The organism is Saccharopolyspora antiqui (genome assembly GCF_052246905.1).
Taxonomy (GTDB): Bacteria; Actinomycetota; Actinomycetes; order Mycobacteriales; family Pseudonocardiaceae; genus Saccharopolyspora.
Genome location: NZ_JBQQBO010000035.1, coordinates 16,639 through 40,842 on the forward strand (window position 1 = coordinate 16,639; position 24,204 = coordinate 40,842).

Annotated in this window: 23 protein-coding genes; 14 read left to right on the forward strand and 9 right to left on the reverse strand. The window is 69.2% G+C overall.

The annotated features are described in order from the left end of the window. Positions 1 to 35 precede the first annotated feature (35 nt). The 3 genes from ACTWQN_RS34740 (at position 36) to ACTWQN_RS34750 (ending at position 2,719) form a co-directional block, all read left to right on the forward strand. Positions 36 to 455, forward strand: coding sequence for a DUF485 domain-containing protein (locus ACTWQN_RS34740; RefSeq protein ID WP_443207902.1), 420 nt, complete (start codon positions 36 to 38; stop codon positions 453 to 455). Then, the gene (locus tag ACTWQN_RS34745) at positions 452 to 2,044 is read left to right on the forward strand and encodes a monocarboxylic acid transporter (RefSeq protein ID WP_443207903.1); all 1,593 of its coding nucleotides are present in this window, start codon (positions 452 to 454) and stop codon (positions 2,042 to 2,044) included. Before ACTWQN_RS34740 ends, ACTWQN_RS34745 begins: the two co-directional genes overlap by 4 nt. A gap of 273 nt (positions 2,045 to 2,317) precedes the next feature. Continuing rightward, the gene (locus ACTWQN_RS34750) at positions 2,318 to 2,719 is read left to right on the forward strand and encodes a hypothetical protein (RefSeq protein WP_443207904.1); all 402 of its coding nucleotides are present in this window, start codon (positions 2,318 to 2,320) and stop codon (positions 2,717 to 2,719) included. A gap of 24 nt (positions 2,720 to 2,743) precedes the next feature. Here the strand turns inward: ACTWQN_RS34750 and ACTWQN_RS34755 are convergent, their stop codons facing one another. After that, a complete protein-coding gene (locus ACTWQN_RS34755) occupies positions 2,744 to 3,034 on the reverse strand; it encodes a YrhK family protein (protein WP_443207905.1) in 291 nt (96 codons plus the stop codon). A gap of 45 nt (positions 3,035 to 3,079) precedes the next feature. Next, the gene (locus ACTWQN_RS34760; protein WP_443207906.1) at positions 3,080 to 4,735 is read right to left on the reverse strand and encodes an FAD-binding dehydrogenase; all 1,656 of its coding nucleotides are present in this window, start codon (positions 4,733 to 4,735) and stop codon (positions 3,080 to 3,082) included. 245 nt (positions 4,736 to 4,980) lie between these two features. Here ACTWQN_RS34760 and ACTWQN_RS34765 point away from each other — a divergent pair, with 245 nt between their 5' ends. Next, positions 4,981 to 5,421, forward strand: coding sequence for a peptidase inhibitor family I36 protein (locus ACTWQN_RS34765; protein WP_443207907.1), 441 nt, complete (start codon positions 4,981 to 4,983; stop codon positions 5,419 to 5,421). 4 nt (positions 5,422 to 5,425) lie between these two features. Here ACTWQN_RS34765 and ACTWQN_RS34770 read toward each other — a convergent pair whose 3' ends face one another. The 4 genes from ACTWQN_RS34770 to ACTWQN_RS34785 are packed head-to-tail and all read right to left on the reverse strand — an operon-like array spanning position 5,426 to position 9,887. After that, a complete protein-coding gene (locus ACTWQN_RS34770; protein WP_443207908.1) occupies positions 5,426 to 6,742 on the reverse strand; it encodes a glycosyltransferase family 4 protein in 1,317 nt (438 codons plus the stop codon). Then, entirely contained in the window at positions 6,739 to 7,713 is a 975-nt protein-coding gene (locus ACTWQN_RS34775; protein WP_443207909.1) for an alpha/beta fold hydrolase, read from the reverse strand. Before ACTWQN_RS34775 ends, ACTWQN_RS34770 begins: the two co-directional genes overlap by 4 nt. Before the next feature lie 3 nt (positions 7,714 to 7,716). Continuing rightward, on the reverse strand, positions 7,717 to 8,949 hold the full coding sequence (locus ACTWQN_RS34780; protein ID WP_443207910.1) for a glycosyltransferase: 1,233 nt from the start codon (positions 8,947 to 8,949) through the stop codon (positions 7,717 to 7,719). Continuing rightward, the gene (locus tag ACTWQN_RS34785) at positions 8,946 to 9,887 is read right to left on the reverse strand and encodes a DMT family protein (protein ID WP_443207911.1); all 942 of its coding nucleotides are present in this window, start codon (positions 9,885 to 9,887) and stop codon (positions 8,946 to 8,948) included. Before ACTWQN_RS34785 ends, ACTWQN_RS34780 begins: the two co-directional genes overlap by 4 nt. A 946-nt stretch (positions 9,888 to 10,833) precedes the next feature. Here ACTWQN_RS34785 and ACTWQN_RS34790 point away from each other — a divergent pair. Then, positions 10,834 to 11,916, forward strand: coding sequence for a CopD family protein (locus tag ACTWQN_RS34790; protein WP_443207912.1), 1,083 nt, complete (start codon positions 10,834 to 10,836; stop codon positions 11,914 to 11,916). Here the strand turns inward: ACTWQN_RS34790 and ACTWQN_RS34795 are convergent. Together ACTWQN_RS34795 and ACTWQN_RS34800 are read right to left on the reverse strand one after the other, a co-directional pair. After that, a complete protein-coding gene (locus ACTWQN_RS34795; RefSeq protein ID WP_443207913.1) occupies positions 11,871 to 13,052 on the reverse strand; it encodes a hypothetical protein in 1,182 nt (393 codons plus the stop codon). The two genes, ACTWQN_RS34790 and ACTWQN_RS34795, sit on opposite strands and share 46 nt — an antisense overlap. A gap of 91 nt (positions 13,053 to 13,143) precedes the next feature. After that, entirely contained in the window at positions 13,144 to 13,938 is a 795-nt protein-coding gene (locus ACTWQN_RS34800; protein WP_443207914.1) for a GH25 family lysozyme, read from the reverse strand. Between the two features lie 388 nt (positions 13,939 to 14,326). Here ACTWQN_RS34800 and ACTWQN_RS34805 point away from each other — a divergent pair, with 388 nt between their 5' ends. The 9 genes from ACTWQN_RS34805 (at position 14,327) to ACTWQN_RS34845 (ending at position 22,580) form a co-directional block, all read left to right on the forward strand. Next, a complete protein-coding gene (locus tag ACTWQN_RS34805; protein WP_443207915.1) occupies positions 14,327 to 15,004 on the forward strand; it encodes a DUF4232 domain-containing protein in 678 nt (225 codons plus the stop codon). A gap of 153 nt (positions 15,005 to 15,157) precedes the next feature. Continuing rightward, entirely contained in the window at positions 15,158 to 15,961 is an 804-nt protein-coding gene (locus tag ACTWQN_RS34810; RefSeq protein ID WP_443207916.1) for an alpha/beta hydrolase, read from the forward strand. 241 nt (positions 15,962 to 16,202) lie between these two features. Then, positions 16,203 to 16,568, forward strand: a complete 366-nt coding sequence (locus ACTWQN_RS34815) for a PRC-barrel domain-containing protein (protein ID WP_443207917.1) — start codon at positions 16,203 to 16,205, stop codon at positions 16,566 to 16,568. A 143-nt stretch (positions 16,569 to 16,711) separates the two neighbouring features. Further along, positions 16,712 to 17,563 (forward strand): hypothetical protein, encoded by an 852-nt coding sequence (locus tag ACTWQN_RS34820; RefSeq protein ID WP_443207918.1) that lies wholly within the window; start codon positions 16,712 to 16,714, stop codon positions 17,561 to 17,563. A gap of 216 nt (positions 17,564 to 17,779) precedes the next feature. Then, entirely contained in the window at positions 17,780 to 18,040 is a 261-nt protein-coding gene (locus tag ACTWQN_RS34825) for a hypothetical protein (protein WP_443207919.1), read from the forward strand. 4 nt (positions 18,041 to 18,044) lie between these two features. Further along, on the forward strand, positions 18,045 to 18,296 hold the full coding sequence (locus tag ACTWQN_RS34830; RefSeq protein ID WP_443207920.1) for a hypothetical protein: 252 nt from the start codon (positions 18,045 to 18,047) through the stop codon (positions 18,294 to 18,296). A gap of 136 nt (positions 18,297 to 18,432) precedes the next feature. After that, a complete protein-coding gene (locus tag ACTWQN_RS34835) occupies positions 18,433 to 21,261 on the forward strand; it encodes an FtsK/SpoIIIE domain-containing protein (protein ID WP_443207921.1) in 2,829 nt (942 codons plus the stop codon). Next, a complete protein-coding gene (locus ACTWQN_RS34840; RefSeq protein WP_443207922.1) occupies positions 21,254 to 21,646 on the forward strand; it encodes a hypothetical protein in 393 nt (130 codons plus the stop codon). Before ACTWQN_RS34835 ends, ACTWQN_RS34840 begins: the two co-directional genes overlap by 8 nt. Before the next feature lie 196 nt (positions 21,647 to 21,842). Continuing rightward, positions 21,843 to 22,580, forward strand: a complete 738-nt coding sequence (locus ACTWQN_RS34845; RefSeq protein ID WP_443207923.1) for a GNAT family N-acetyltransferase — start codon at positions 21,843 to 21,845, stop codon at positions 22,578 to 22,580. On the opposite strand, the gene ACTWQN_RS34850 is transcribed toward ACTWQN_RS34845, so the two are convergent. Next, positions 22,561 to 24,204 (reverse strand): FAD-binding oxidoreductase, encoded by a 1,644-nt coding sequence (locus ACTWQN_RS34850; RefSeq protein ID WP_443207924.1) that lies wholly within the window; start codon positions 24,202 to 24,204, stop codon positions 22,561 to 22,563. The two genes, ACTWQN_RS34845 and ACTWQN_RS34850, sit on opposite strands and share 20 nt — an antisense overlap.

The following is a 24,204-nucleotide window of genomic DNA, read 5'->3' on the forward strand; positions in this document are numbered from 1 at the left end:
CCAGCGAGCCAACCGCGAAGTGCCAGGAAGGATGCATGAGCAACGCAACGCAATCCGCGCTGCGGGGCAGCCCCCGCGAGCAGCCCGGAAATCCGCGGTCGGCCTTCGGAGGAATCGAGAAGAGCGCCGTTCGCGCGACCAACGAACGCCCCGATTTCGCCGCAATCCAGCAGAGCGCCGAATTCCGCGCGCTACGCCGCCGACTGAAATGGTTCGTTTTTCCGGCAACGGCGTTTTTTCTGATCTGGTACCTCGGGTACGTAGCCGTCGCCGCCTACCTGCCTGAATTCATGGCCCGCCCGTTGGTCGGTGAGATCAACGTCGGGCTGGTCATGGGAATCGGCCAGTTCATCACCACGGTGGGCTTGACCACGCTGTACCTCCGGTTCGCCCGCCGCCACATCGACCCCAAGGTCGACCAGATCCGACAGGACGCGGGAGAGCTCGACCAATGAACGAACCGCAGCTGATCCCGCCCGACAGCTGGATCATCAACACCAGCGTCTTCGCGGTGTTCGTGCTGATCACGCTCTTCATCGTGTACCGGGTGAGCAGCCGAGGCAGCTCCAGCGACTACTTCGTCGCGGGCAGCTCGTTCAGCGGCGCGCAGAACGGCATCGCGCTTTCCGGGGATTACCTCTCCGCCGCGTCGTTCCTGGGCATCGCCGGTGCGATCGCGATCTACGGCTACGACGGCTTCCTGTACTCCATCGGCTTCCTCGTCGCCTGGCTGATCAACCTGCTGCTGATCGCCGAGCGGACCCGCAACACCGGCCGCTTCACCATGGGCGACGTGCTCAGCTTCCGGATGCGCCAGCGCCCGGTGCGTGCCGCGGCGGCTTCGTCCACATTGGCCATCACGATCGTCTACATGATCGCCCAGATCGCCGGCGCCGGTGGTCTGGTCGCGCTGCTGCTCAACGTCCACAGCAAGTTCGGACAGGGCCTGGTGATCGCCGCCGTCGGCGCGGTGATGATGATCTACGTGCTGGTGGGCGGCATGAAAGGCACCACCTGGGTGCAGATCATCAAGGCCGCCATGCTGCTGCTGTGCGCCGTGCTGATCACGGTCTTCCTGCTCGGCAAGTTCGGCTACAGCTTCACCAGCCTGTTGCAGCAGGCCGCGGAGAACAACCCGCACGGCCGCAGCATCTTCGCCCCCGGTGTGCAGTACGGGAAATCCGAACTGACCAAACTGGACTTCGTGTCGCTGTCGTTGGCGCTGGTGCTCGGCGTCGGCGGCCTGCCGCACGTGCTGATGCGGTTCTACACCGTGCCCGACGCCCGCGAGGCCCGCCGTTCGGTGGTCTGGGCGACCTGGACGATGGCGACCTTCTACATCTGCACCCTGGTCATCGGCTACGGCGCGGGAGCGCTGGTGGGCACCGACGCGATCCTGGGCGCACCCGGTGCGGAGAACTCGGCGGCGCCGCTGCTGGCTTACCAGATCGGCGGCACGGTGCTGCTGGGCATCATCTCCGCGGTCGCCTTCGCCACGATCCTGGCGGTGGTGGCGGGACTGACGCTGACCGCGTCCGCCTCGTTCGCGCACGACGTCTACGCCAACGTGGTCCGCCGCGGCGAAATCGACTCCGACGCGGTGGTGCGGGTCGCCCGGTTGACCGCGCTGGTGATCGGTGCCGCCTCGATCCTCGGCGGCATCCTGGTCATCGGCCAGAACATCGCGTTCCTGGTCGGACTGGCGTTCGCCTTCGCCGCGTCGGCGAACCTGTCCACGCTGCTGTACTCGCTGTTCTGGAAGCGGTTCAACACCAGGGGCACGCTGTGGGGCATCTACAGCGGGCTGGGTTCCTGCCTGCTGCTGGTGATCTTCTCGCCGGTGCTCTCGGGCTCGCCCGATTCGATCATCCCGAGCATGGATTTCGCGTTCTTCCCCCTGAAGAACCCGGGCATCGTGTCCATCCCCATCTCGTTCATCTGCGCGTTCATCGGCACCTTCCTGGGCAAGGAGGAGGTCGACGAGGAGCGCCAGGCGGAGATGGAGGTCCGCGCCCTGACCGGGCTCGGCTCCCGCATCGGCTGAGCGGATCGAGTTCGGTCCACCGCATCGCTGTTCGAGATTGGCCCCTGGGAGGCATCCCGGGGGCCAATCTCGTCGGTACGCACCGCGTCTGCGGGCAGCCACCGCTCACCCCACAGGTGGGGGCTGCGGATCGACCCGATCGCCGTCCGTCACCGGCCGTTCGGCGGGCCTGAGCAATTTTGCTCTACCCAATCGGATACTGCCGATCCGTCGCAATTCTCCATAAACTGGAACTTGCCCGCCAAAAGATCGCTTCGGCAATAGCAGGGGGCAATGGGAAGCGATCCGGTGGGCGAATCGGGGGGTATTCTGATGCGTTCGGTTCGAGGCGCACTGCTCGCTGCGGCCACCGCCGCCGTCCTGCCCGTCTCAGGGCTGGGCACCCAGGTCGCCACCATCGCGGTCGAAATCAAGAATGGCCTGGTAGAACTGGTTGACCGGAGCTCCAACGACCAGCCTGGCGACTTCCTCGCACCTGGCGTGCGGATCCGCTCGGCGCCCAATACGGGCGCCGCCACGCGCGGGGTGGGAAATCCCGGGGACAAGGTCACCAACCGCCAGCTGGTCACCGGCGAAAGCGTTCACTGCTCGGACGGCTCGGCGAATTCGGAATGGTTCGAAGTCACGAATCGCCGCACCCGGGTTAGCGGATTCGTCAGCGGCTGCTACCTCTGATCAAGGCCCATTCGAACGCGGAATTCAGAAATCCTGGTCGGACGCCTTGGGGCCGACCGGCCGGAACCGCCGCAGGTGCAGGTGCCGGGTGAGCCTGATCACCGGTCGGATTGCCAGCTCGCAGCTGCCCAGCAGGAACAGCCAGGTCCCAGCGGTCGCCGTGTCCCGGTGGAAGAACAGCAGGCTGCCCGCGATGAACCAAAGCGCGATCAGGAAGTCGTTGGCGATGCTGACGACCTCGTAGCGCTGCCGGACCAGCAACTCCTCGCGCCCGATCCGCAACACCCACGAGCCTGACTCAGCCGGATCATTCACGATCCGATTGTCCGAGCGCCCCGGCGAATCCGCAGGTCCAGCGGGCTATCCCAACGCGGCGGCCGCGGCCCGCCCGGCCTGCCTGCCGGAGAACAAGCAGCCGCCGAGGAAGGTGCCCTCCAATGCGCGGTAGCCGTGCACGCCACCGCCGCCGAAACCGGCGACCTCACCGGCCGCGTAGAGGCCGGGCAGCGGGTCGCCGGAATCCCGCAGAACTCGGCCGGAGAGATCGGTCTCCAACCCGCCGAGGGTCTTGCGGGTCAGGACGGACAGCCTAACCGCGATCAGCGGCCCGGCGGCCGGATCCAGCAACCGGTGCGGCTCGGCGACCCGGATCATCCGATCGACCACGTAGCGGCGGGCCGCGCGGATGGCGATGACCTGCTCGTCCTTGCCCAGTCCCGAGGCCACCTGGCGGTCCCGGGCGACGATCTCGCGCTCCAGCGCGGCCGCGTCGATCAGCGGCTCGCCGATCAGGTCGTTCATGCCGCGCGCGAGCTCCGGCACGGTGCGCCGGACGACGAAGTCCGAGCCGCGGCGGACGAATTCGGCGACCGGTCCGGGCGTTGCGCTACCGCCGCGCTGCAACAGCTTGCGGAGGCTGCGATCGGTCAGGTCGGGGTTCTGCTCGGAGCCGGACAGCGCGAACTCGCGGCCGATGATGCGCCGGTTGAGCACGAACCAGGTGTACTCGTGGCCGGATTTCGCGATGTGCTCCATGGTGCCGAGGGTGTCGAAACCGGGGAACAGCGGTGCGGGTAGCCGATGGCCCTGCGCATCCAGCCACAGCGACGACGGGCCGGGCAGGATCCGGATGCCGTGCCTGCTCCAGATCGGCGCGTAGTTGTGGATTCCCTCGGTGTAGTGCCACATCCGGTCCGGGTTGATGATGCGCCCGCCGCTTCGCGACACGACTTCGAGCATCCGCCCGTCGACGTGGTCCGGCACACCGGCGATCAGGTACTTCGGCGCCGGACCGTAGCGCTCGGGCCAATTCCGCCGCACCAGGTCGAGATTCCCGCCGATGCCGCCGGATGCGACGAGCACCGCCTGCGCGTGCAGCTCGAAATCGGCGGCCACGTCGCGAGAACTCGGTCGCCCGCGCTCCACCGCGCTCGGTGCGAGCACTTCGCCGCGCACGCCGGTCACCGCGCCACCGGTGGTGATCAGCTCGCTGACGCGGTGCCGGAACCGCAGCTCCACCAGCCCGCGCTCGACGGCCTGCCGCACCCGTCGGATGAACGGCGCGAGCACACCGGGGCCGGTGCCCCAGACGATGTGGAAGCGCGGCACGGAATTGCCGTGCCCGGTGGCCAGGTAACCGCCGCGCTCCGCCCACTGCACCAGCGGGAAGAACCGCACGCCCTGGGCGGCCAGCCAAGCCCGCTTCTCCCCCGCGGCGAAGTCCACGTACGCCTGCGCCCACTGCCGGGGCCAGTGGTCCTCGGGGCGGTCGAAACCCGCCGAGCCCAACCAGTCCTGCAGCGCGAGCTCCTGGGAGTCGCGCACGCCCAGCCGCCGCTGCTCCGGGGAGTCGACGAGGAACAGACCACCGAAGGACCAGTGCGCCTGCCCGCCCAGGGACGCCTCGGGTTCCTGGTCCACCAGCACCACGCGGCGGCCCGCATCGGCCAGCTCCGCGGTGGCGACCAGGCCCGCCAGCCCGGCGCCCACCACGATCACATCAGCGTCCAGCGTCACTGCCGACCTCCGCACTACCGAGGGGTAACCGAGCTGACTGTATATCGCAGTCGGGGGTGTTCCGGCAGCCCGCCGAGCCGATCATTGCGGTTGCCGCGACTTTTCACCGGGCGGCGAAATCCACCCGGTCGGGGTGTATCCAGCAAATTCACTGGCAATCCGATCCGGGCTTCGGGATCTTGGTTCCAGTGGGCCGAATCCGGCCGCTGTCCTCTCGATTATCCACTCACGAAGGGATTTTTCGCATGTCCACGCGTGCTTCATCCACTGTGCTCGGCTGGCCGATCACCCGGTCGGCAGCCTGGCGGCGGGCCTGGCGAGACGGGATTTGGCGAATGGTCGTCGCCGCCCTGCTCGCCGTCGCCGCGATCCTGGTGGGCGCTCCCGGCGCGGGCGCAGCGCCACCGGAAAAGCCTTGTCCGCCAGGGTTTTTCTGCGTCTGGCCGGAAGCGGACTACAGCGGCGAGCGGCACGAGGTCCACATCCAGGCGACCGCCCTGGAGCAGTGCACCCCGCTCGTGCCGGGCTTCGAGGTGCGTTCCTTCGCGAACCACACCGGCCGCCCGGTGACGGTGTACCAGGACGCCAGATGCGCCAGCGACGCGGAATTCGCCACCCACCCAACGGGTTCCGAGACACCACAGCCGACATTCGTGGCCCGGGCGATCAAGGTCTGGTCGCACTGACCGTTCAGCGGACCAGGTCCCGCATCAGTTCCAGCAGCCGTTCGGCGGAGTTGGCCCAGCTGAACTTCGCCGACTGACCGCGAGCCGCGGCGACCAGATCGGCACGTGTTCCGAGATCCTCCACCTCGCGCACGGCGGTGGCGAAACCCTTCGACGACCCCGGGTCGAAGAACCTCGCATGACCCCCGGTGACCTCGTGGAAGATCTCCAGGTCGCTGCAGACCACCGGCGTCCCCGCGTTCATCGCCTCGATGATCGGCAGTCCGAATCCCTCGTCCCGGGAAGCGGTGACCAGCGCGCTCGCCCTGCCGAGCAGCGCCCGGTAGTCGCTTTCACCGATCCCCCGCCAGAACACCACATCGACGCCCGGAGGTAGCAGCGCCCGCAATTCCGCTTCGCGTTCCGGCGCGATTCGACTGACCAAGTGCAATCGGTATTCCGGAAGGAGAGCCATGCCAGCGATCAACGTTTCCACGTTCTTGTACGGCATGAACGAGCCCATGTACACCAGCTCGCGAGGCCCACCCGTCGACTCCCGATCCGGACCGGATCCGAGGTCGCCCTCGGCGCTGTGCCCCCTGCCGTTCGCAGCGCAGTCTTGCGGGCTGCTGTTTGGGCTGTCTTCCGGCGGTGCGGACGGTGCATTGTGGACGACCGTCACCGGACGCCGGGTCAGTCGGTGTGCTGCGATGAGCTTGCGGGTCGTATCGCTGACCGTGACCACCGCATCCGCCCGGTTCAGCATCACGCGCTGCGGCCAGAATGCCTTGTGGTACAGCCGCCACGCCGCACGCACCGGCAGCGGCAGGAATCCCGGTGGCTGCGGATGGCGGTAGTAGATCAGGTCGTGCAGCGTGAGCACGAGCCGGTAATCGCGCCGGAAACCGCCGATCACCTGCAACGGACTGAACACCACATCGGCGCCGAGTCGGTTGAGGGTGTGCGACAGCCAGAGCTCCCGCGGCGAGAACGGGCTGTTGACCTTCACGTGCGCGACACCGGAGGGCAGCAGCCGCAGTTGCCGCTCGTCATGGATCAACATCGTCACCGGATGGAGGTGGTGCAATGCTTCGATCAGGCTCGCTCCGTAGCGGCTGATCCCGTCGTGCTGGTCGGTCCGCGTCCAGCGCGCGTCGACGACGACGTTCATCGGCCTGGGCTCAGCAGCCGTGCCGATCGGCGATTCCGACGTTGCCGACTGGGCGTTGCCGCCCGGCAAGCGGGGCCGCTGCCGCGCCGCTGCGCGGGTCGATCCGCGTGCTGTGCCGGTTGAACGCCGGTCGGCGGTCCCGAAGCCGCCGAAGCTGTCCAGGCTGTTCATGGCGCTCCGAGAAACCGTTGGATCGCTTCGGCCGCCGGTTCCGGCGTTTCGTAGTGCACCAGGTGCCCCACGTTGGGAATCACGACGAGTTCGGCGTCGGCCAGTCGCGCTGCCAGCGCGCGCTGCCCCGCCAGCGGCGCGATCTCGTCCGACTCGCCCGCGATCAGCAAGGTGGGCATGCGGAGGGCGTCGGCGTGATCGGCAACGGTGTGCGTCACCGAGGCCTCGAAGGTCTCGCTGACCAGGGCCGGGCTGTGGAAACGGCTGAAGTACCGCAGGTGGTTGTCGTCGATGAACCCGCGCAGCTGCTTGTCCTTCGTCCGCGTCATCGCCCGGCTCGCCGCGAGCACCACCCATCTGTTGCTCAGCAGCGAGTGCCCGGCCCGCAGCGGCAGCCGCCTGCCCAGCGTGTAGTAGGCGGAGGTCAGCCCGGACAGCACGACGCGCGGACCGCGCAGCGCAGGCGTTGCGATTGGGTTGATCAGCACCAACCGCCGGACGAGTTCCGGTGCGGCGGAGGCGACGCGCGCGGCCACGATCGAACCGAAGGAGTGCCCGACCAGCACGATCGGCCGATCGCGGCCACCGAGCCGCTCGATGAGCTCGGTGATCACGTGCGCATAACCGGCGACGTCGTGACGGCGTCCGGTCATCGGCCCGGAGTCCCCGAATCCGGGCAGGTCCGGGATCACGACGCGGTGGTCCGGCAGTCCCGCAGCGACGAGCTCCAGGCCGTGGTGGGTGCCGCGCAGCCCGTGCACCATCAGCACCGTGTCGACCCCGTCGGCTGCGCCAGCGCCGTCAACTGCGCCAGCCGGGTCAAGTGGGACGGCTGGGACGGATACCGCTGGTACGCCTGTGCCGACTGGGACACCGGCTTCGACGCGTTCGTCCCGGTAGACCCAGTAGTGCAGGTCGGCGCCGCCGATGTGCTCGGCCCGCTCCACGGGATTGAGTTCCGGGGTGACCACGGCTCAGCTCGCCAGCTCGGTGCGGATCTCGTCGAGTTCGACGGCGCTGTCCGGGTCCGTCACGTGGTGGTAGATCGCCTCGAACCGGCCGAGGATCTCGGCGATGTCGTGCCGGGACACCAGTCGCTCGCTGGCCGCGCCCATCCGGTCGATCGTCGCGCGGTCGTCGAGCACGTCGTCGATGGCGCGGGCCAAGGCGTGTACGTCGCGCGGTGCGTACAGCCAGCCGTTCTGGCCCGGCCGCACGAGGTGCGGCAGTGCCATGGCGTTGGCCAGCACCACCGGGGTGCCCGCCGACATGGCTTCCATGGTGGCCAGGCTCTGCAGTTCGGCGATGCTGGGCATGCAGAACAGGTCCGCGCGGGCGTAGGCGTCCAACAGCTCGTCTTCGCTGAGGAAACCGCGGAAGTGCACCCGGTCGGCGATCCCGAGGTCCGCGGCGAGCTGTTCGAAGGCGGCCCGGCGGCTGCCGTTGCCGACGATCTCCAGCCGGGTGGGCACGTCGGTGCGCAGCAGCGACATCGCCCGCAGCAGGTCGTCGATGTGCTTCTCGTCGTCGAGCCGTCCGACGAACAGCACGGTTCGGACGGCCGGGTCGGGGTGCTGCTTGCGGTAGCGCTGGGCCCGCCGCCGGTACCGCTCGACGTCGATCCCGCAGGAGACCGGCAGCGCCAGTTCGGCGAATCCGTTGTCCTGCAACAGCTGGACCGCCCGCGGGGTCGGCGCGGTGACCAGCTGCGCCTTGCGGTAGTGCTTGATCAGGTTGTGCCACAGCAGGCGGCCTGCCGCGTTCTGCAGCAGTTGCGGAACCTTGAAGTAGCCGAAGATGTTCTCCGGCATGAAGTGGTTGGTGGCCACCAAGCCGATGTCCCGGCGGATCGCCGAGTTGATCAAGCCGCGGCAGATGAAGAAGTGCGACTGCACGTGCACCACGTCGGGCTGGATCTCGGCCAGCAGCCGGTCGGCTCGCGCCGCCTGCCACGGCATGATCCCCCGGATCGACGGGTGGAACGGCGAGCCGTAGGAGGCGACGCGGTGCACCGTCACGCCGTCCTCGACCTCGGTGCGCGCCTCCCGGTCGGTCGAGTGGCAGACCACGTGCACGTCGTGACCACGGCTGGAGAGCCCGGTCGCCAGGCGGTGGCCGAAGTTGGCCGCCCCGTTCACATCGGGCGGGTAGGTGGTGGCGCCGACCACGATCCGCAGCTGGCGCCCGCTGAACGGTTGCGAAGTCAAGTGGAACTCCCGTCAGGACGATCTGTCGAACTTGGTCCGGCAAGATCACTGCTGCCGGTCACAGTGGCGGGCACGCGACTTTCCTGGGTGTCTGGGTGGTACCGGGCCAGCGCGAACACACCCGCGCAGGCCACCACCGCGCACAGGGCCTCACCGGCGGCCGTCCAGGTGCTCACCCGGTCGGCCTCGCCGAGCAATCCGATGCCCAGCCCGACCGCCACCAGCGGGTCGATCACGGTCAGGCAGGCCACCACAAGGTCCGGCGGACCGCTGGCGTACCCGTGCTGCAGCAGCCAACCGCCCACCAGCATCGCCACGACGATGCCCAGCAGCGGCAGCGGATTGATGTCCAGCAGTTCGGTGGTGCCCAGCTGCTGCGCGACCGCGCGCATCAGCAATGAGACGTATCCGTACGCCACCGCGCATCCGGCGGCGAAGAAGATGCAGCGCACCTTCGAGCGGGTCAGCACGGCCAGCACGCCCAGCGCCAGGACGGCCCCGGCCACCAGCTGGGTAGCCAGCAACTGGTCGTCCCCGGCGACCGGTGTCGCCGTCGCGCTGCCAACGGCTAGCAGCACGAAGGCGGCCACGCCACCGGTGGCGGCAGCCACCGCCAATGCGACGTTGGGGTTGAGGTCTCGGGCCCGGATGCCCTGCTGCCGGAGGTTGAGCAGCACGGTGATCGGCAACGCGAGCACGCCGATCGGCTGCACCACGCTCAGCGGTGCCAGCCCGAGCGCACACGCGTGCAACAGCGCGCCGCTGCCGAGCGCAGCCAATCCGGCCAACCAGCGGGGGTTGCGGATGAGCTGGACCTGATGCCGCAGGCCGAGCCCGCGACCGTCGATCGTGTCGTGCACCGCTGCGTGCTGCAGCCGCGCCCCCACGGCGTATCCGCAGGCCCCCAGTGCGGCGAGCACCACCGCGAGCGCAGTCATCGCGGACCACGCCCTGCAGCGTTGGTCGGCTGGTGGTACACGACTGGGTCAGTCCTTTTCACCAGGCAGTGGGAACGTTCGACTACCGGACACCCTAGTGCGCGATTCATGGCACGTCCCGCTGTCGAGCCTCGCGGCGTCCGCCGCGTCGGCCTGCTACCCGTACCGGGCTCCGAACCCGCTGGCTGTCGCCTTCGCTGTCCGTCCACACCGCTCAATCTCGCGTCTCGCGAGTCCGACTCACATCCGGGGTCGGACCCCCAATTTCCCTGAGACGTTCCAGGCTCGCACTCTGGGGCGTCCGCCGGACCGCGGGGCCGCGACCCCCCAGGAGCCGCCCCGCTGCCCCGCCAGACCTGGCGAAACCCGGTACCGCGTCGAACTCCCCGACCATCCGGGTAACCCGCACTCCCACCCTTACACGCTCGGGGGGCAATACAGCAAAGCACGAATTTGCGGCGGGTCGTGAAACGCCAGACGAATAAGCACGAACCGATCCGGTGAACGAAAGTCGACGACTCGACGAATCGAGCGGAAAGAACCCAGGAATCGTTGCACCCGCAACGCATCGAGGTGCGCCGGACGCGCCCCCCGCGTGCGCTTCTGCACTGTCCGCCGGATACACGTGCACGACTGTAGAACAACGATGCTGAGGACTTTGTCAGCAACACATCACATCCCGGGCCGACCCAGAACAGCGCCGCCGCACCGACAAACTCACCGATTCCTGACGCACCGGCGAAAACACCCCGCCAGCAGGTAAATCGCAAAAAATGAAGATCAACTATTCAGCGCCGGAAACGGTGACCGATACGACATGGCGACAACATCACGTCCAGCGAACTCTTAGCACACCGAAACAATTCGGTCACGACCGGTGATCAAATCCAGCCAGTCTTCCGGCCCGACCGGCGAAGAGTCCTCGTCCGGGTGAGACGATGCACCGGTGGCTGCCGACTCTGAAGCCGTCTCCCAGCACAGCCGGACCCCGGCACGGGAGCGCCGAACCGAAGGCGCGGAGCACAGTCCGCGCGGCTCCAGGGCCGCCGTGGTGGCGGCGCTGCTCGGCGGTGCGCTGTGCACGGCACTGGCCGCCACCGCCTACACCGCGGTCGAAACCATTCCGGGCCTGCCCGAACTGCCGCCCGGGGTGCGCTTCGGGTTGCCCACCGCGCGGGTGCTGCTCGACGTGTCGGCCCTGGCCACCGTCGGGCTGAGCCTGCTGCCGAAGCTGCTGGGTTTCGACCGCCCGAAGCACACCGAGCCGGTCATGTCGGTGGCCCGGCGGATCACCGTGATCACCGCACTGGTCTGGATGCTCAGCTCGTTGCTGTCGCTGGTGCTGCAGGCCGCGGAGCTGAGCCCGGACCGCACCCTGACCACCGAACTGCTGATCGGCTACATCGCGAGCGTCCCGGCTGGTCCCGGCCTGCTGATCAGCGCTGGCGCCGGGCTGCTGTGCGCGGTGCTGGGCCTGCTCGCGGTCCGGTTCGGGGAGACGGTCCCGGCGGAGCTGCGCACCATCGCGGCGTTGCTCGGCCTGCTGCCGATGCCGCTGACCGGCCACGCCACCGACTGGCAGTACCACGACTTCAGCATGATCTCGATGGAGCTGCACGTGATCGCCGCGGCGATGTGGACCGGTGGCCTGGCGGCCGTCGCCCTGTTCGTCGCGCCGCACCGCGGGCTGCTCGCCGTGGCGCTGCCGCGCTTCTCGAAACTGGCCACCATCGCGATCTTCGTGGTGGGACTGTCCGGGCTGTTCAACGGCCTGATGGAGTTGATCATCACGCCGGGCGTCGGCCTGCCCGGCCTGGTGACAACGGGTTATGGCCAGATCATCCTGGCCAAGATCGCTTGTCTGGTGGTGCTGGGCGCGGTGGCGTCGCAGTTGCGCTTCCGCCTGCTGCCCCGCATCGCCCGCCACCAGCGCACCGCGTTCATCGGCTGGGCCGCCGCCGAGGTCGGCGTGATGGGCGCCGCTTACGGTTTGGGCATCGTGCTCTCCCGCTCCCCGGTCATCATCTGACCGCGCGACGCCAGCCGCTGCCAGCTCCGGCGACCGTGCTCGGTGTCGAGCAGATAGGCGATGACCGACCAGACCGCCGCGAACAAGACCACCGCGTAGAGCACCGAGGAGTAGTCCACCGGCGGCGCCGCGAGGTAGGTCTGCTGCAACCACAGGGCCGCGTACGTCACCACGGTCACGATCACGGCCCCGGCCAACGGCCTGATCCGCGGTGCGAACCGGAACGAGAGGTCGATCGCCAGCGCCCCGCCGAGCAGGAAGAACGGCACGGTCGAGATCGGGAAGCCAGCGGCCGCCAGCAATCCCCAAGCCACACAACGGAAAACCAGGTAGCCCGCGGCGATGGTCGTCGCGGTCCACCGCCGCCCGACCAGTCGCCGCGCCAGCAACAGCGTGCCCAGCGCGGTGATCGTCGCCCAGCTCGGATACACCCAGTCCGGCACCGGCAGCGTGAAGTGTTCGACCGCGATCCGGTCCAGCGGTCGGCCCAGGTCATCGGCGGCGAACTGCAGCAGGCTGTCCTCGGCGTAGGGCGTTCCGCGATCCCAGGCCGCCAGCCCCAGCACGCCGTATTCCTGGTGCTGGTTCAGGAACAAGAAGTTGTCCACCACCGTGAACCACAGGAAGCAGGTGATCGGGTAGAAGTACCGGTCGTCCCCGCCGCAGCGCGCCCAGCCGCGGATCAGGCCGATGCTCATCAGCCCGGTGCCGAGGTAGAGCAGCGCGTGCGACGGGCTCCACGCGGTGATGTCCAGCCCGTTGATCCGGTGGTTGATCACGTCCAGCGGCGCGGCCACCAGGAAGATGCCGACCCCCCACTGCATGAAGCGCAGCGTCACGCGATCCACGCCGATCCCGGTGTAGGTGTGGAAGATCACCAGGCCGATGACGATCACGGTGCCGACCGTGTTGATCAGGTGCGGCGGCGCCAAGTCGTCGCGCAGCCACCGGAAATGCCAGCAGATGTCCCACGTGGCGCCCGCGATCTTGAACACCATCGCGACCACCCACCAGCGGTAGAGCGCGATCACGAGCTGCTGGGGCGCATCCCGACCCGGCTCACCACGCGTCCAGTGGCCACGGACCAGTTCGACTGCACCCGCCATCGCGTTCACCTCCGCCTTGCGCGACGTCACGCGAAAAACGGTAGTCGGTGCTGATCGCGAACGGACGGCAATGATGTACCCAGCAGTAACGTTTTGGGAACCGCGCGGCGTTGCGCGGCCGTCAGCGCGGGATCTTCAGCACTTGACCGACGTAGATCAGGTCCGGGTCGGCGATGCCGTTGACCCGCGCGATCTCCCGCCAGTCCACGCCCAACCGCTGCCCGATCTCGGAGAGCGTGTCCCCCGGCTGCACCACGTAGGTCTCCGCTGGCGGCGGAGGCGGCGGTGGCGGGGGCGGCGCACCGGCCCCGGTCAGCACCTCCAGCGGGACCAGCGAGACGTTCAGGTCGGTGTTGCCCGCGATCCCCGGCACCTGCCCGTCCGAGGCGTGCTGGTGCATGACAACCCGGTCGGTGAGGTAGCCCGGTTCGCCCGGCGGTCGTCCGTAGTGCGCGACCCACAGGAACACGCCGGGGTCGACCCAGGTCTCCGGGGCGAGCTTGCCCTGGAACCACGACGTCGAGGCGTACACCACCACCTCGTTGCGACCGGTGTGCCCGCGGATCGCGTCGATGAACCCCTTGACCCAGGGGCCCAGGTTCGGCGCGTCGGTCTCGATGTCCAGGCACGGCGGCAGATTCCCGGCCGCGCTGGAGTTCAACCGCGCCAACTGGGCGGCGAACTCACCCGCGTCCTGCTGCGGGGAATTCGTGTCCGGGCGGGCGAAGTGGTAAAGCCCGGTGACGACCCCGGCGCCACGGGCACCGGCTAGCTGGGCGTCCAGCGTCGGGCTGACGTACCCGACGCCCTCGGTCGCCTTGATGTAGCTGAAGACGAATCCGGCGCCGCGAACCGCCCCCCAGTCAGGCTCCCCCTGATATCGCGCGACGTCGATGCCCGGAATACGCTCGGCCATGATCAACCCCCTGAACTTTGGCCTACTGCTGGCCCCCAAACTATCGAATTCGCGCAAACGGGCAGTCCCGCCGTTCAGGTCAAGATCGCCACCCAATTGGTCGATAAACGAGCGAGACGTGGCTGATTCCTGGCGCGCCGAATTACTCACATCGGGTTTGCAACCGGTCGCAATACGACCTATTCGGCGCAGCAGGGGACCACTCGCTGCTCTGGTCGCGGGCGGCGATCGCGGCAGGCAGAGTAGATGCCGACTCGCAGGTCACGCGGTTGCCACAGGCGAGAAAATCGATGCGGACGAGCAACCCTCCCGAGCGCCGGGCGTCTTGATAACAGCAGAGAATTTACCGACGACCCCGCCGTGAGGATGGGGACTGGAGGTGGTCACCGTGACCCCGCACCGACTGCGGAGCATCGGCCTGCGGACGCTCCAGGCGTCCGGAGCGCTGCTGATCGCCGGGCTGATGACCGGCTGCGGCCAACCGGGCGGACAGAGCGGCCAAGTGATCACAACACCGCCACCGATCGGACAACCCGCACCACCGGCCGGCGGCTCGGATGCGCGGCCGGTGCCCCCGACGCTCGACACCGGCGACCAGACCAACCAGACACCACCGGAACCGCCCGCGGCAGCCCCAGAGCCGAACGAGGTTGGGCGCTGCCACACGTCGATGCTCAGCGGTTCGCTGGGACAACCCGACGCCGGTGCCGGACAGCGCTACGCCGACCTGGTGTTGCGCAATTCCAGCAACGAAACCTGCACCCTCTACGGCTACGGCGGGGTGCAGCTGATCGACCAGTCCGGCCAACCGCTGCCCACCACCATGCAACGCACCCCGAACCCCGGCCCGTCGCTGATCACGCTGGATCCCGGCGAGACGGCCCGCGCCGTACTGCACTGGACGGCGGTGCCGCACGAGGGCGAGCCGACCGATGGTCCGTGCCAGCCGACCCCGGTACGCGCCGAGGTCATCCCGCCGGATGAAACCGACCCGCTCAGCATCACCTGGAACTCCGGCCCGGTCTGCGGCTTCGGGGCCATCGACAACAGCGCCTACCACCAGTAATGCCAGCCCTGCGGGTGCGCGGTTCGCCGCGCACCCGCAGTTTTCCGCGCCTGGTGCTCGGCGCGGAAATCCGGCGCGAGCAGCGCAGATCGACGTGCCGCGAAATGCGCCGAAACGCTGGCCCGGCCGGATGAGGTGTGCTGGGGTGGCGAGATGATCGAGTCAACTGATCGAGAGGTCACCGGACGGTTCGGCGAGCTGGTGGTGCGGACGTGGTCGGCGGCCAACCCCGGCTGGATCGCGCTGATCGCGCACGGGTACGGCGAGCACTCCGGCCGGTACCAGTGGGTCGCCGAGCAGCTGGCCGGTGCCCGCGCCCTGGTGTACGCACCGGATCACCTGGGGCACGGTCGTTCATCCGGTGACCGGGTGTACTTCGAGGACGCCGAGACGATCGTGGCCGATCTGGAGACGCTCCGGCAGGAGGTCGCCGCCGAGCACCCGGAGCTCCCGGTCGTCCTCATCGGCCACTCGATGGGCGGGATGCTCGCCGCGCGCTACGCCCAGGAGCACCAGCAGCACTTGGCGGCGGTGGTGCTCTCCGCGCCGGTGCTGGGCACCTGGCACGTGCTCGACCTGTTGGAGCACGACGAAATCCCGGACACTCCGATCGATCCGGCCACGCTGTCCCGCGATCCCGAGGTCGGCGCCGCGTACGTCACCGATCCGCTGGTCTGGCACGGCCCGTTCAAGCGGGCCACGCTGCAGGCGATCGACGACTGCCTGCTGGCCATCAACGAGGGGCCGACGCTGGACAAGCCGACCCTCTGGGTGCACGGCGAGGACGACGAACTGGTGCCGGAGGCGGACACCCGAACCGGCATCGACCGCATCCGGGGCAACGAGTTCCACGAGCACATCTACCCGGGCGCCCGACACGAGCTGTTCAACGAGACCAACAAGGCCGAGGTGATGGGCGATGTCCTCACCTTCATAGCCCGCGCCCTCAACACCTGAAGCCAAGCCCCGACCCCTTCGAGCGCCGCACCCAACCGGTACAGGGGTGAAGGGCACCTTTCGCCAAGTTAGTTGGTGAAAGGTGCCCTTCACCTCGTCCTGATACCTGTTCGGGTGAGGCGTGTCGGTTGCGCAGTTGCAGGTCAGACCTACCGCAGGCAGCTTGAGGAGGTCGACGGATGTCGGCCTCCAGCGGCTCCACATCGCCGCCGGGGCGGGTGTGGATCAAGCGAGGTTGGTCATGGACGTCGAGCGCGCACAGGACCTGATCGGCACTCCGGTGTTCGACCGCGACGGCAACCGGATCGGTCGGGTCGGCAACGTCTACGTCGACGATGCGACCCACCAGCCGGAGTGGGTGACCGTCCGGATCGGCATGTTCGGGGTTCGGGAGACCTTCGTCCCGCTCACCGGCGCATCCACCGAGGAGAACCGCCTCGACCTGGATGTCTCCAAGGAGCGGGTGAAGAACGCGCCGCGCGTCGAGGCCGAACACGGTCACCTGTCCGATCAGGAAGGCCGCGAGCTCTACCAGCACTACAGCCAGGAGCAGCGCGCCGAGTCGGAGGCCGAGCCCAAGCCCGAGTCCGAATCCGACGGGACCTGAACCGGGCCGCGTCGCGGGCTTCCGGACCAGGCGGAGCGGCGCCCGCAGCGCACCTCGCCGGGTGAGCGCCGGAAGTCCGTTACTCGACTTCACCTGATCATCCGTTCGACTCGCCGCGATCATGCGGGACAATGCCTCCCGCGATGGCTGAGAACACCGAGATCGAACTGCTGATCACCGTCGTCGTCGGGGCCGACGACGAGCGGTCGGCGCGCGCCGCATGCCGTGGCCTGGTGCAACGCATCGGCGGCCGGATCGTGGCATCCGGCGACTGCTCCGACGAGGAGCCCGGCTGCTGGTCGGTCACGATCAGCCGGGCCTGCGCGGAAACCGGGCAACACGTCGCCGGGCTGTCCCGCGCGGTGCGCAACTTCCTCCGCGAACTGGGTCCCGACTACGCCCGGCACCGGGTGTCCTGCGAGCCGCCGACCGCGTGGACCGTGGTCGACCACCCGGACCTGGTGGCCGATCTGGTCGATGACGGGGAACGCCTGCTCGTCGAGGTGTGGGCCGGGGGTTCCATCCTGCTCAGCAGATCCGACGACGCCGATCCGGACGAGCCGGACGAGCAGATCACGCCGGGCCTCAGCGATCTCGACGAGCTGGGCAACCCGCGACCGCGCCTGCACCTGCGGGTGGATGTGGTCACCGAGCGCCGGGCGGGCGCGGAGTGGCCCGCGCGGGCGGTGGCCAGTCGGCTATCGCGCGCCGCCACGATCCTGGAGTACACCGTGGATCCACCGCTGGTGCAGGTGTCGATGGACCTCGGACCGGCGCTGGGCGATCTCGCGGAGATCGTGCTCGGCGCGGTTTCCACCCTCGGCGGCAGCGGCTGGTCGCGGCTGCAGGTCGACGAGCGGCGCGCCGTCGCGCGGTGGTCGGCCGCGCCGCTGCCGCCGTCCGGAGTCGCCGGGATAGAGGTCTCGGCAACCGACGCGGACCCGAACGGACCGAGCAGCCGAAAATCCACAGTGGACACTTCGGATCGGGGATGACCGACACCTGACCGATACCGTTTCCAACCCCGATCGGTGGCCGTCGAACACGGATCCACCTCGACTTTTGCCCTGCCGAGTGATCAATTCCGCAGGTCGTCACGCGCCGCGATCGAACCGTGATCAACTGTGCCGACCTGCCTGCGAACCCGGCGATGTCGAGCGCTAACTTGTGGACCGATACAGCGTCGTGCACCTCGGAGGACCGGAAACCAGATGGCAGGCGTGGAAGAAGTTCGCGCAGGCATTTCGTTGGCCAACCAGAAGATGCAGGAAGGCATCGCCGCCCTGCAGCAAACGACCCTCGTGCTGGAAGAGGCCCAGGCCGCTCTGGTCAATGCCACCCAGGGCAGCACCCAGGAGGAGATGCAACACGCGCACGGCATGCTCGCCGAGGTGATGCAGACGATCAGCGGCGCGCAGGGCACGCTGGGCGCCACGATCACCTCCACCGAGGGCTACGCGGGTCGGCTGTAGCGCGGTGTCGGCAGTCGACGAACTCATCCAAGCGCTGCAACGCGTGGCGGAACACCTGGAAGAAGCTGGTGTCCACCTCGCAACCAGCCGCGCAGCGCTGGCGGAGGCGGAGCAGGCGCTGGTGAAACTGGACCCGGAACACCCGGAGACCGTGGTCCCACCGGGCCTGCACCGCGCAGATGACCAGATCGAGCGAACGCAGGCGATGATCGAGCACATACTCGACACGGTGCGCGACTTCGCCACTCGACTGTAGTACGCAGCGCCGAATCTGCGTTCAGCGCTCAACCTCGCCGCATTCCACCATGTGCATCGGCGTGTAGGGGGCCTGCCCGGACTATCGCCGGGTGGTATTTTGATCACGGTCTGTAACACGGGTTCCGAGGTGCGGTGTGGGCAAACGCAACGAGCGGCGGAGTCGGGTCAAAGCAGCCTTCGAGCGCCTGCGCGCCAGCGTCGCAACCGCGCTCGGAGCTGCCGACAACGAGCACGCCCGCGTCTTCGCCGAATGCGCGCAGCAGGAATTCGCGCTGCGCATCGCGCAGGTCGGGGTGGCCGCCGCGGAGCGCGATCCGGCGGAGATCGCCGATCCGGACAACCCCGAATTCCGGGCCGCGATGCGAGAAGCGTTGCGGGACCGGGCCGAGATCTACGCGGCGTGGACCGAGCAGGGCCCCGAGCAGCTCACCCAGCTCGTGGCCGCGGCCGCGCCGGGCACCGCGGGAGCACCGTGGCCGGACTGGCTCGGCGAAATCGGCACCCGAGACGCCGCCGCACCGGCGCCGGAACTCTGGCGGATCGGCACCGCGACCCTCCCGGACTCTCCGGATCCGCAACCCTTCCCAGCCGCGGTCCCGCTGCTGGACGAGTCGCACCTGCGGATCACCACCGACGGGAACCCCGAAGCCGCCGAAACCCTGGTGCAGAACCTGCTGTTGCGGCTGCTCAGCCATTTCCAGCCCGGCCTGGTGCGGATCCACGTCTGGGATGTCGCACAGCTGACCGGAACGCTGCCCGGCCTGTACCCGCTGACCCGCGCGGGCCTGCTCACCGCGCACGATCCGACTCGGCTGGACGAGGTGCTCGAAGCGCTCTCCGACCACATCCGGCGGATCCACACCAGCGCGCTGCTCGGCGGCCACATCTCGCTGCGGGCGCTGGCCGCGGAGACCGGGCACCGGTCGGAGCCGTGGCGCGTCGCGGTGCTGTTCGGCAACGGCGAGCCACTGCGCGAGGACCAGCAACAACAGCTGCAACGGATCGCCCGCAGCGGCCTGGCCTGCGGCATCCAGCTGATCGTCGTGGACCTGTCGCTGACCGTGAACAGCGCGATCGAATCCGTCCGGCTGCTCGGCGGCGACCGGGCGCGCACCAGCATGACCGGCCAGGAAGCAGTGGTGCAGCTGGACGAATCCCCGTCCCGCAACGAGGTCACCAAGGCGTGCTCGGTGATCGCGGAGGCGTTCCTCGCCCGGCGGGCTCGGGTGCGGACCTTCGACGACCTGGTGCCCGACCAGTTCTGGGCGCATCGGTCGACGTCCGGGTTGCAGGCGCCGGTCGGGTTCAGCGAGGGCGAGCCGGTGTGGATCACCCTCGGCGACGGCAGTCCGCACACCCTGATCGGCGGCCCCAGCGGTTCGGGGAAGACGAACTTCCTCTACGGCATGCTCGGTGGGCTCGCGGCTCGCTACTCGCCGGACGAGCTGGAGCTGTACCTGCTGGACTTCAAGGAAGGCGTGTCGTTCGCCCAGTTCACGCCGGGTCGTCGGGACCCGAGCTGGCTGCCGCACGCCCAGCTGGTCGGGGTGAACGTCAACACCGACCGCGAATTCGGCTTGGCGCTGCTGCGCTTCCTGGCCGACGAGATGCGGCGGCGGGCGGCGATCGCGAAGCAGTACGAGGTCACCAAGCTGGAGGAACTGCGCGCCGAGGACCCGACCGGCCGCTGGCCGCGGATCGTCGCCGTGATCGACGAGTTCCAGTACCTGTTCGCCGAACGCGATCCGGTGACCGCGCAGGCCGCCACGCTGCTGGAGGACGTCGCGCGGCGCGGCCGTTCGCAGGGCATCCACCTCGTGCTGGCCAGTCAGGACGTGTCCGGGATCGAGGCGTTCTGGGGCAAGCCCGCGATCTTCGAGCAGTTCATCCTGCGGATCGCGCTGCCCAAGGCCCGACGGGTGCTGGCCGATCAGAACCTCGCGGCGCTGGAGCTGCCGCGCTGGCACGCGGTCGTCAACCACGAGTCGGGTGTCAAGCACGGCAACGAGATCGCGCGGATTCCGGACGCGACCGCGAAGGGCACCTTCGACGCGCTGCAGTTGGAGTTGTGGAAGCAGCGCAGCGACACCGCGGTGCCACCGAGGCTGTTCGACGGCTCGAACCTGCCACGACTGTCCACACTGGACGACTACGCGCGACTGCGGGCGCCGGTGGTGACGCCGAAGGTCCTGCTCGGGCAGGTCATCGACGTGGGTGGCACGGCCGCGACCGTGCAGTTCACCCGATCGCCGGGGCGCAACGTCGCGGTGATCGGTTCGGTGCGGGTGGATGCGACCAGCGTGCTCGGCGCGGCGGCGCTTTCCCTCGCCCGCCAATACGTTCCGGGCAGCATCAAGTTCACCATCGCCGGGCTGCTGGACGACGTGGACGACGACGTCAAGAGCGTCGTCGAGGCCTTGCGCAGCGACGGGCACGACGTCGACGTGGTCGGCCTGGACGGCATCGCGACGACGCTGGCGGCGCTGGCGGGCACGATCGACCAGCGGTCCGGCTCGGACGCGCCGCACTGCCTGGTGCTCTACGCCGCCGACGCGGCGCACACCACCCTGGAGCGCAAGGATCCGACCACCCGCGTCAGCGGGACGGACCACCTGCGGAAGATCCTCAAGCAGGGTCCGGAGTTGCGGGTGCACGTGATCGGCTGGTGGCGCAGCGCGCAGCGGGTGAAGAACACCCTCGGCATGGGCCCGGTGGACGACATCGGCGCCTGGGTCGCCTTCGACGTGCACGGCCAGGAGCTGGCCGCGTTCGCGGCCGGGCAGGTGGTCAACTGGTCGCCGCGGGCGCGCCGCGGCCTGTTCTTCGACCGCGCGGTGCATTCCCGACCCGAGGTGATCCTGCCGTTCGACCTCGGCGAGGAGAGCAAGCCCGCACCGGCGGTGCCGGTCCAGCGGTCGGAGGTCGTGCTGCGCGAAGAGATCCGGGAGGAAGCGGGTGACTGAGCAGGTTCCGGCTTCGGTCCAGTACAAGGAGATCACCGCGCTGGCCAGCGCCGCCGCCCAGCAGTTGCGTCGGCACGAGCGCGAGCGGGCTGGTGAGCTCGGCGAGGCGGTCGCGGCGGGGCGCAAGCGCCGGGAGGCCGCCGACGAGCGGCGCAAGCAGGTAGCCGACGACGTGCGCAAGCGGTGGAAGGCCGCGATGGAAGCGCTGTGGAACGAGCGGTGGATGCAGGTCACGGCCATGCCGGAACCGGACCGCAGCGCACCACCGGCCACCCCGGAGCAGTCCCGCCGCGAGGTCCAGAGCGCCTACCTGGCGCTGCACGACGCCCTGGAGAAGCGGCGCTTCGCCGCAAATCTGCGCCCGCGCCGCAAGAAGGGGTCGTGAGGGCGGCATGGCATCGGATACTGCGCTGGCATGAACGACGTCCAGCAGCAGTCCAACGCCGAGCCTGGCGACGCCGAGTGCGGCTGCCCTAGGCCTCGCTGCAGCGGAACTGATCGGTCAGCCCGTGCGCAGCGGTCGCCACGAACCCCGGGTCCCGCTGGACCGGCTGTCCATGGGCGCTTGGCATGATCGGGGTATGCAGGAGTTGCGTTCCGCGGACGAGGTTGCCGAGGCCACCGGTGATCTGCTGGTGCGCTGGGGTGCGCAGGCGTTGACATCGGACTACCCGCACGACACCGGAGCCGCGTGGCAGCACGGCAGCGCCGTCGCCGTGTACGCCCCGAAGCTCAACCGCAACAACCGCGTGCTCTACACCGGCACCTCCGACGACGCGGTCGAACTGCTCAAGCAGGTTCTGCCCGCACTGCCCGACGACCGGCTCCGCCCGCTGGCGGAGGCAGGGCTCGCCGAGCAGGTCGCCACCCGCCTCGGGCTGGAGGTGCTGGCGACCTTCGGGTGGATGCACCTCGCGACCGAACCGCCGAGCACTGCGGCACCAGAGGTCGAATGGCTCACCGCCAACGACGAGGACGCGATCGACAGCCTGCTCCGCAAGGCGAATCCGGGCTCGTACCTGTTCCCGGACGACCCCGGAGCCCGCCGGTGGGCCGGGATCCGCGCCGCCGACGGGACACCGCTCGCCGTCGGCGGAGATTCCTGGCCAGCACCCGGACTCCGCTACATCTCCGGTGTCACAACACATCCCGACCACCGGGGCATGGGATTGTCCACAATGGTCTGCGCTTTCCTGACCAGGGAACTCGCCCGCGACGGCGCGGTGGCGCTGATGGTCGACGCGGACAACGAGCCCGCGCTCAAGGTGTACCGCAGGCTCGGTTACCGCTACCGGGCGATCAGCGCGTTGGCCGGATGAGCTTGCCCGGGTTGAGGATTCCGGTCGGATCGACGGCCCGCTTCGCCGCCGCGAGCACCGCCGCGCCGACGTCACCGATCTCCTCGCCCAGCCACGGCAGGTGGTCGGCGCCGACCGCGTGGTGGTGGGTGATCGTGCCGCGCCCGGCGATGACCTCCGATGCGGCCGTCTTCGCGCGCTGCCACTGCCCGAGCGGATCCTCGGTGTCGCGGGCCGCCAGCACGGTGAAGTACAGCGACGCGCCCGTCTCGTAAGCGTGCGAGATGTGGCACATCACGATCGGCTTCCGGCCGTCTTCCCGCAGGTTTCGCACCAGCGCCGTCCGAACCGCCGAGCGCAGCTCGCTGAGCCCGGCCCAGTGCGCCGCGGTCTCCAGCGTCTCCACGCACACGCCGCGGTCCAGCAGCGCGTCCCGCTGTCGCGGTCCGGCGAAGCGGTGCGATCGCCAGGATTCGCCGACCGGACGGCCGAGGCGCACCGTGCGGGCGTCGCGCAACGCGTGCCGGGTCGCGGCGCGCCGTTGCTTCAGCTCAGCGCGCGAACCCGCGTCCCAGCCGAGCACCAGCAGGCAGGGATGCCGGATTCCCTTGCCCCGCAAGAAGGACTTCAGCCCGCGAGCCTTGAGCCCACCGGAGAGCTCGAACTGCACCTCAGTTTCGTCCACATCGGACAGCCGAGTCACGTCCGCCAGCACGCGTGCCTGCGCGAGGGTGCGCACCGCATCCACCCCGGCCTGCCAGCCGTCCAGCACGAGCGCCTCGTACCGGCTGCGGACCGGCGCGGGCCGAACTCGCAGCGCCACCTCGGTGATCACGCCGAGCGCGCCCTCGCTGCCGATCGCGAGTTGCCGCAGGTCGGGGCCCGCCGCCGAAGCCGGGGCCACCCCGAGCCGCCACTCGCCGACCGGGGTCGCCAGCCGCACACCCTGCACCATGTCCTCGAACCGGCCGTAACCCGCCGACGCCTGCCCGGCCGAGCGGGTCGCGGCGAACCCGCCGATGGTGGCCCGCTCGAAGGACTGCGGGAAGTGGCCCAGCGTGAAACCGTGCGCGGTCAGCAGTGCTTCCGCCTCCACCGCGCGCATTCCGGCCTGCACCACCGCGATCCGCGAGCCCGGGTCGAGCGAGACCAACCGGTCCAGCCGGGCCAGGTCCAGCGCCACGACGGCGGCCTTGTCGCCGCGCAGCGCATCGACGCCGCCGACCACCGAGGTGCCGCCGCCGAACGGGACGACCGCGATGTCGTGGCGGACGCAGCTCTGCAGAACTCCTTGCACCAGGTCAGGATCCGTCGGCAGCAGCACCGCGTCGGGAACCGCGAAGCGGGTGCCGCCCCGCCGTCGGAGCAGGTCGGAATAGGACAGCCCACCGGCCCGACCGAGCCGCGCGGCCGCGTCGGTCAACACGTGCTGCTCGCCGATCAGCGCCGCGAACTCGGCTCGGGCCGCGTCCGGCAAGGCGCTGTCCGGGACGTCGAGCAGCGAGGCGGGTACCGCCGGAGTCGCGGTCTCCGCCAGCCCGATGCGTTGCCGCAACCAGCGCAGCGCCGGAGCGGACAACGGCGCAGCCGCCGCACCCGATGGGGTCCAGCTGCCGCGCAGGGTGTGTTCGATCAGGCCCGTCAC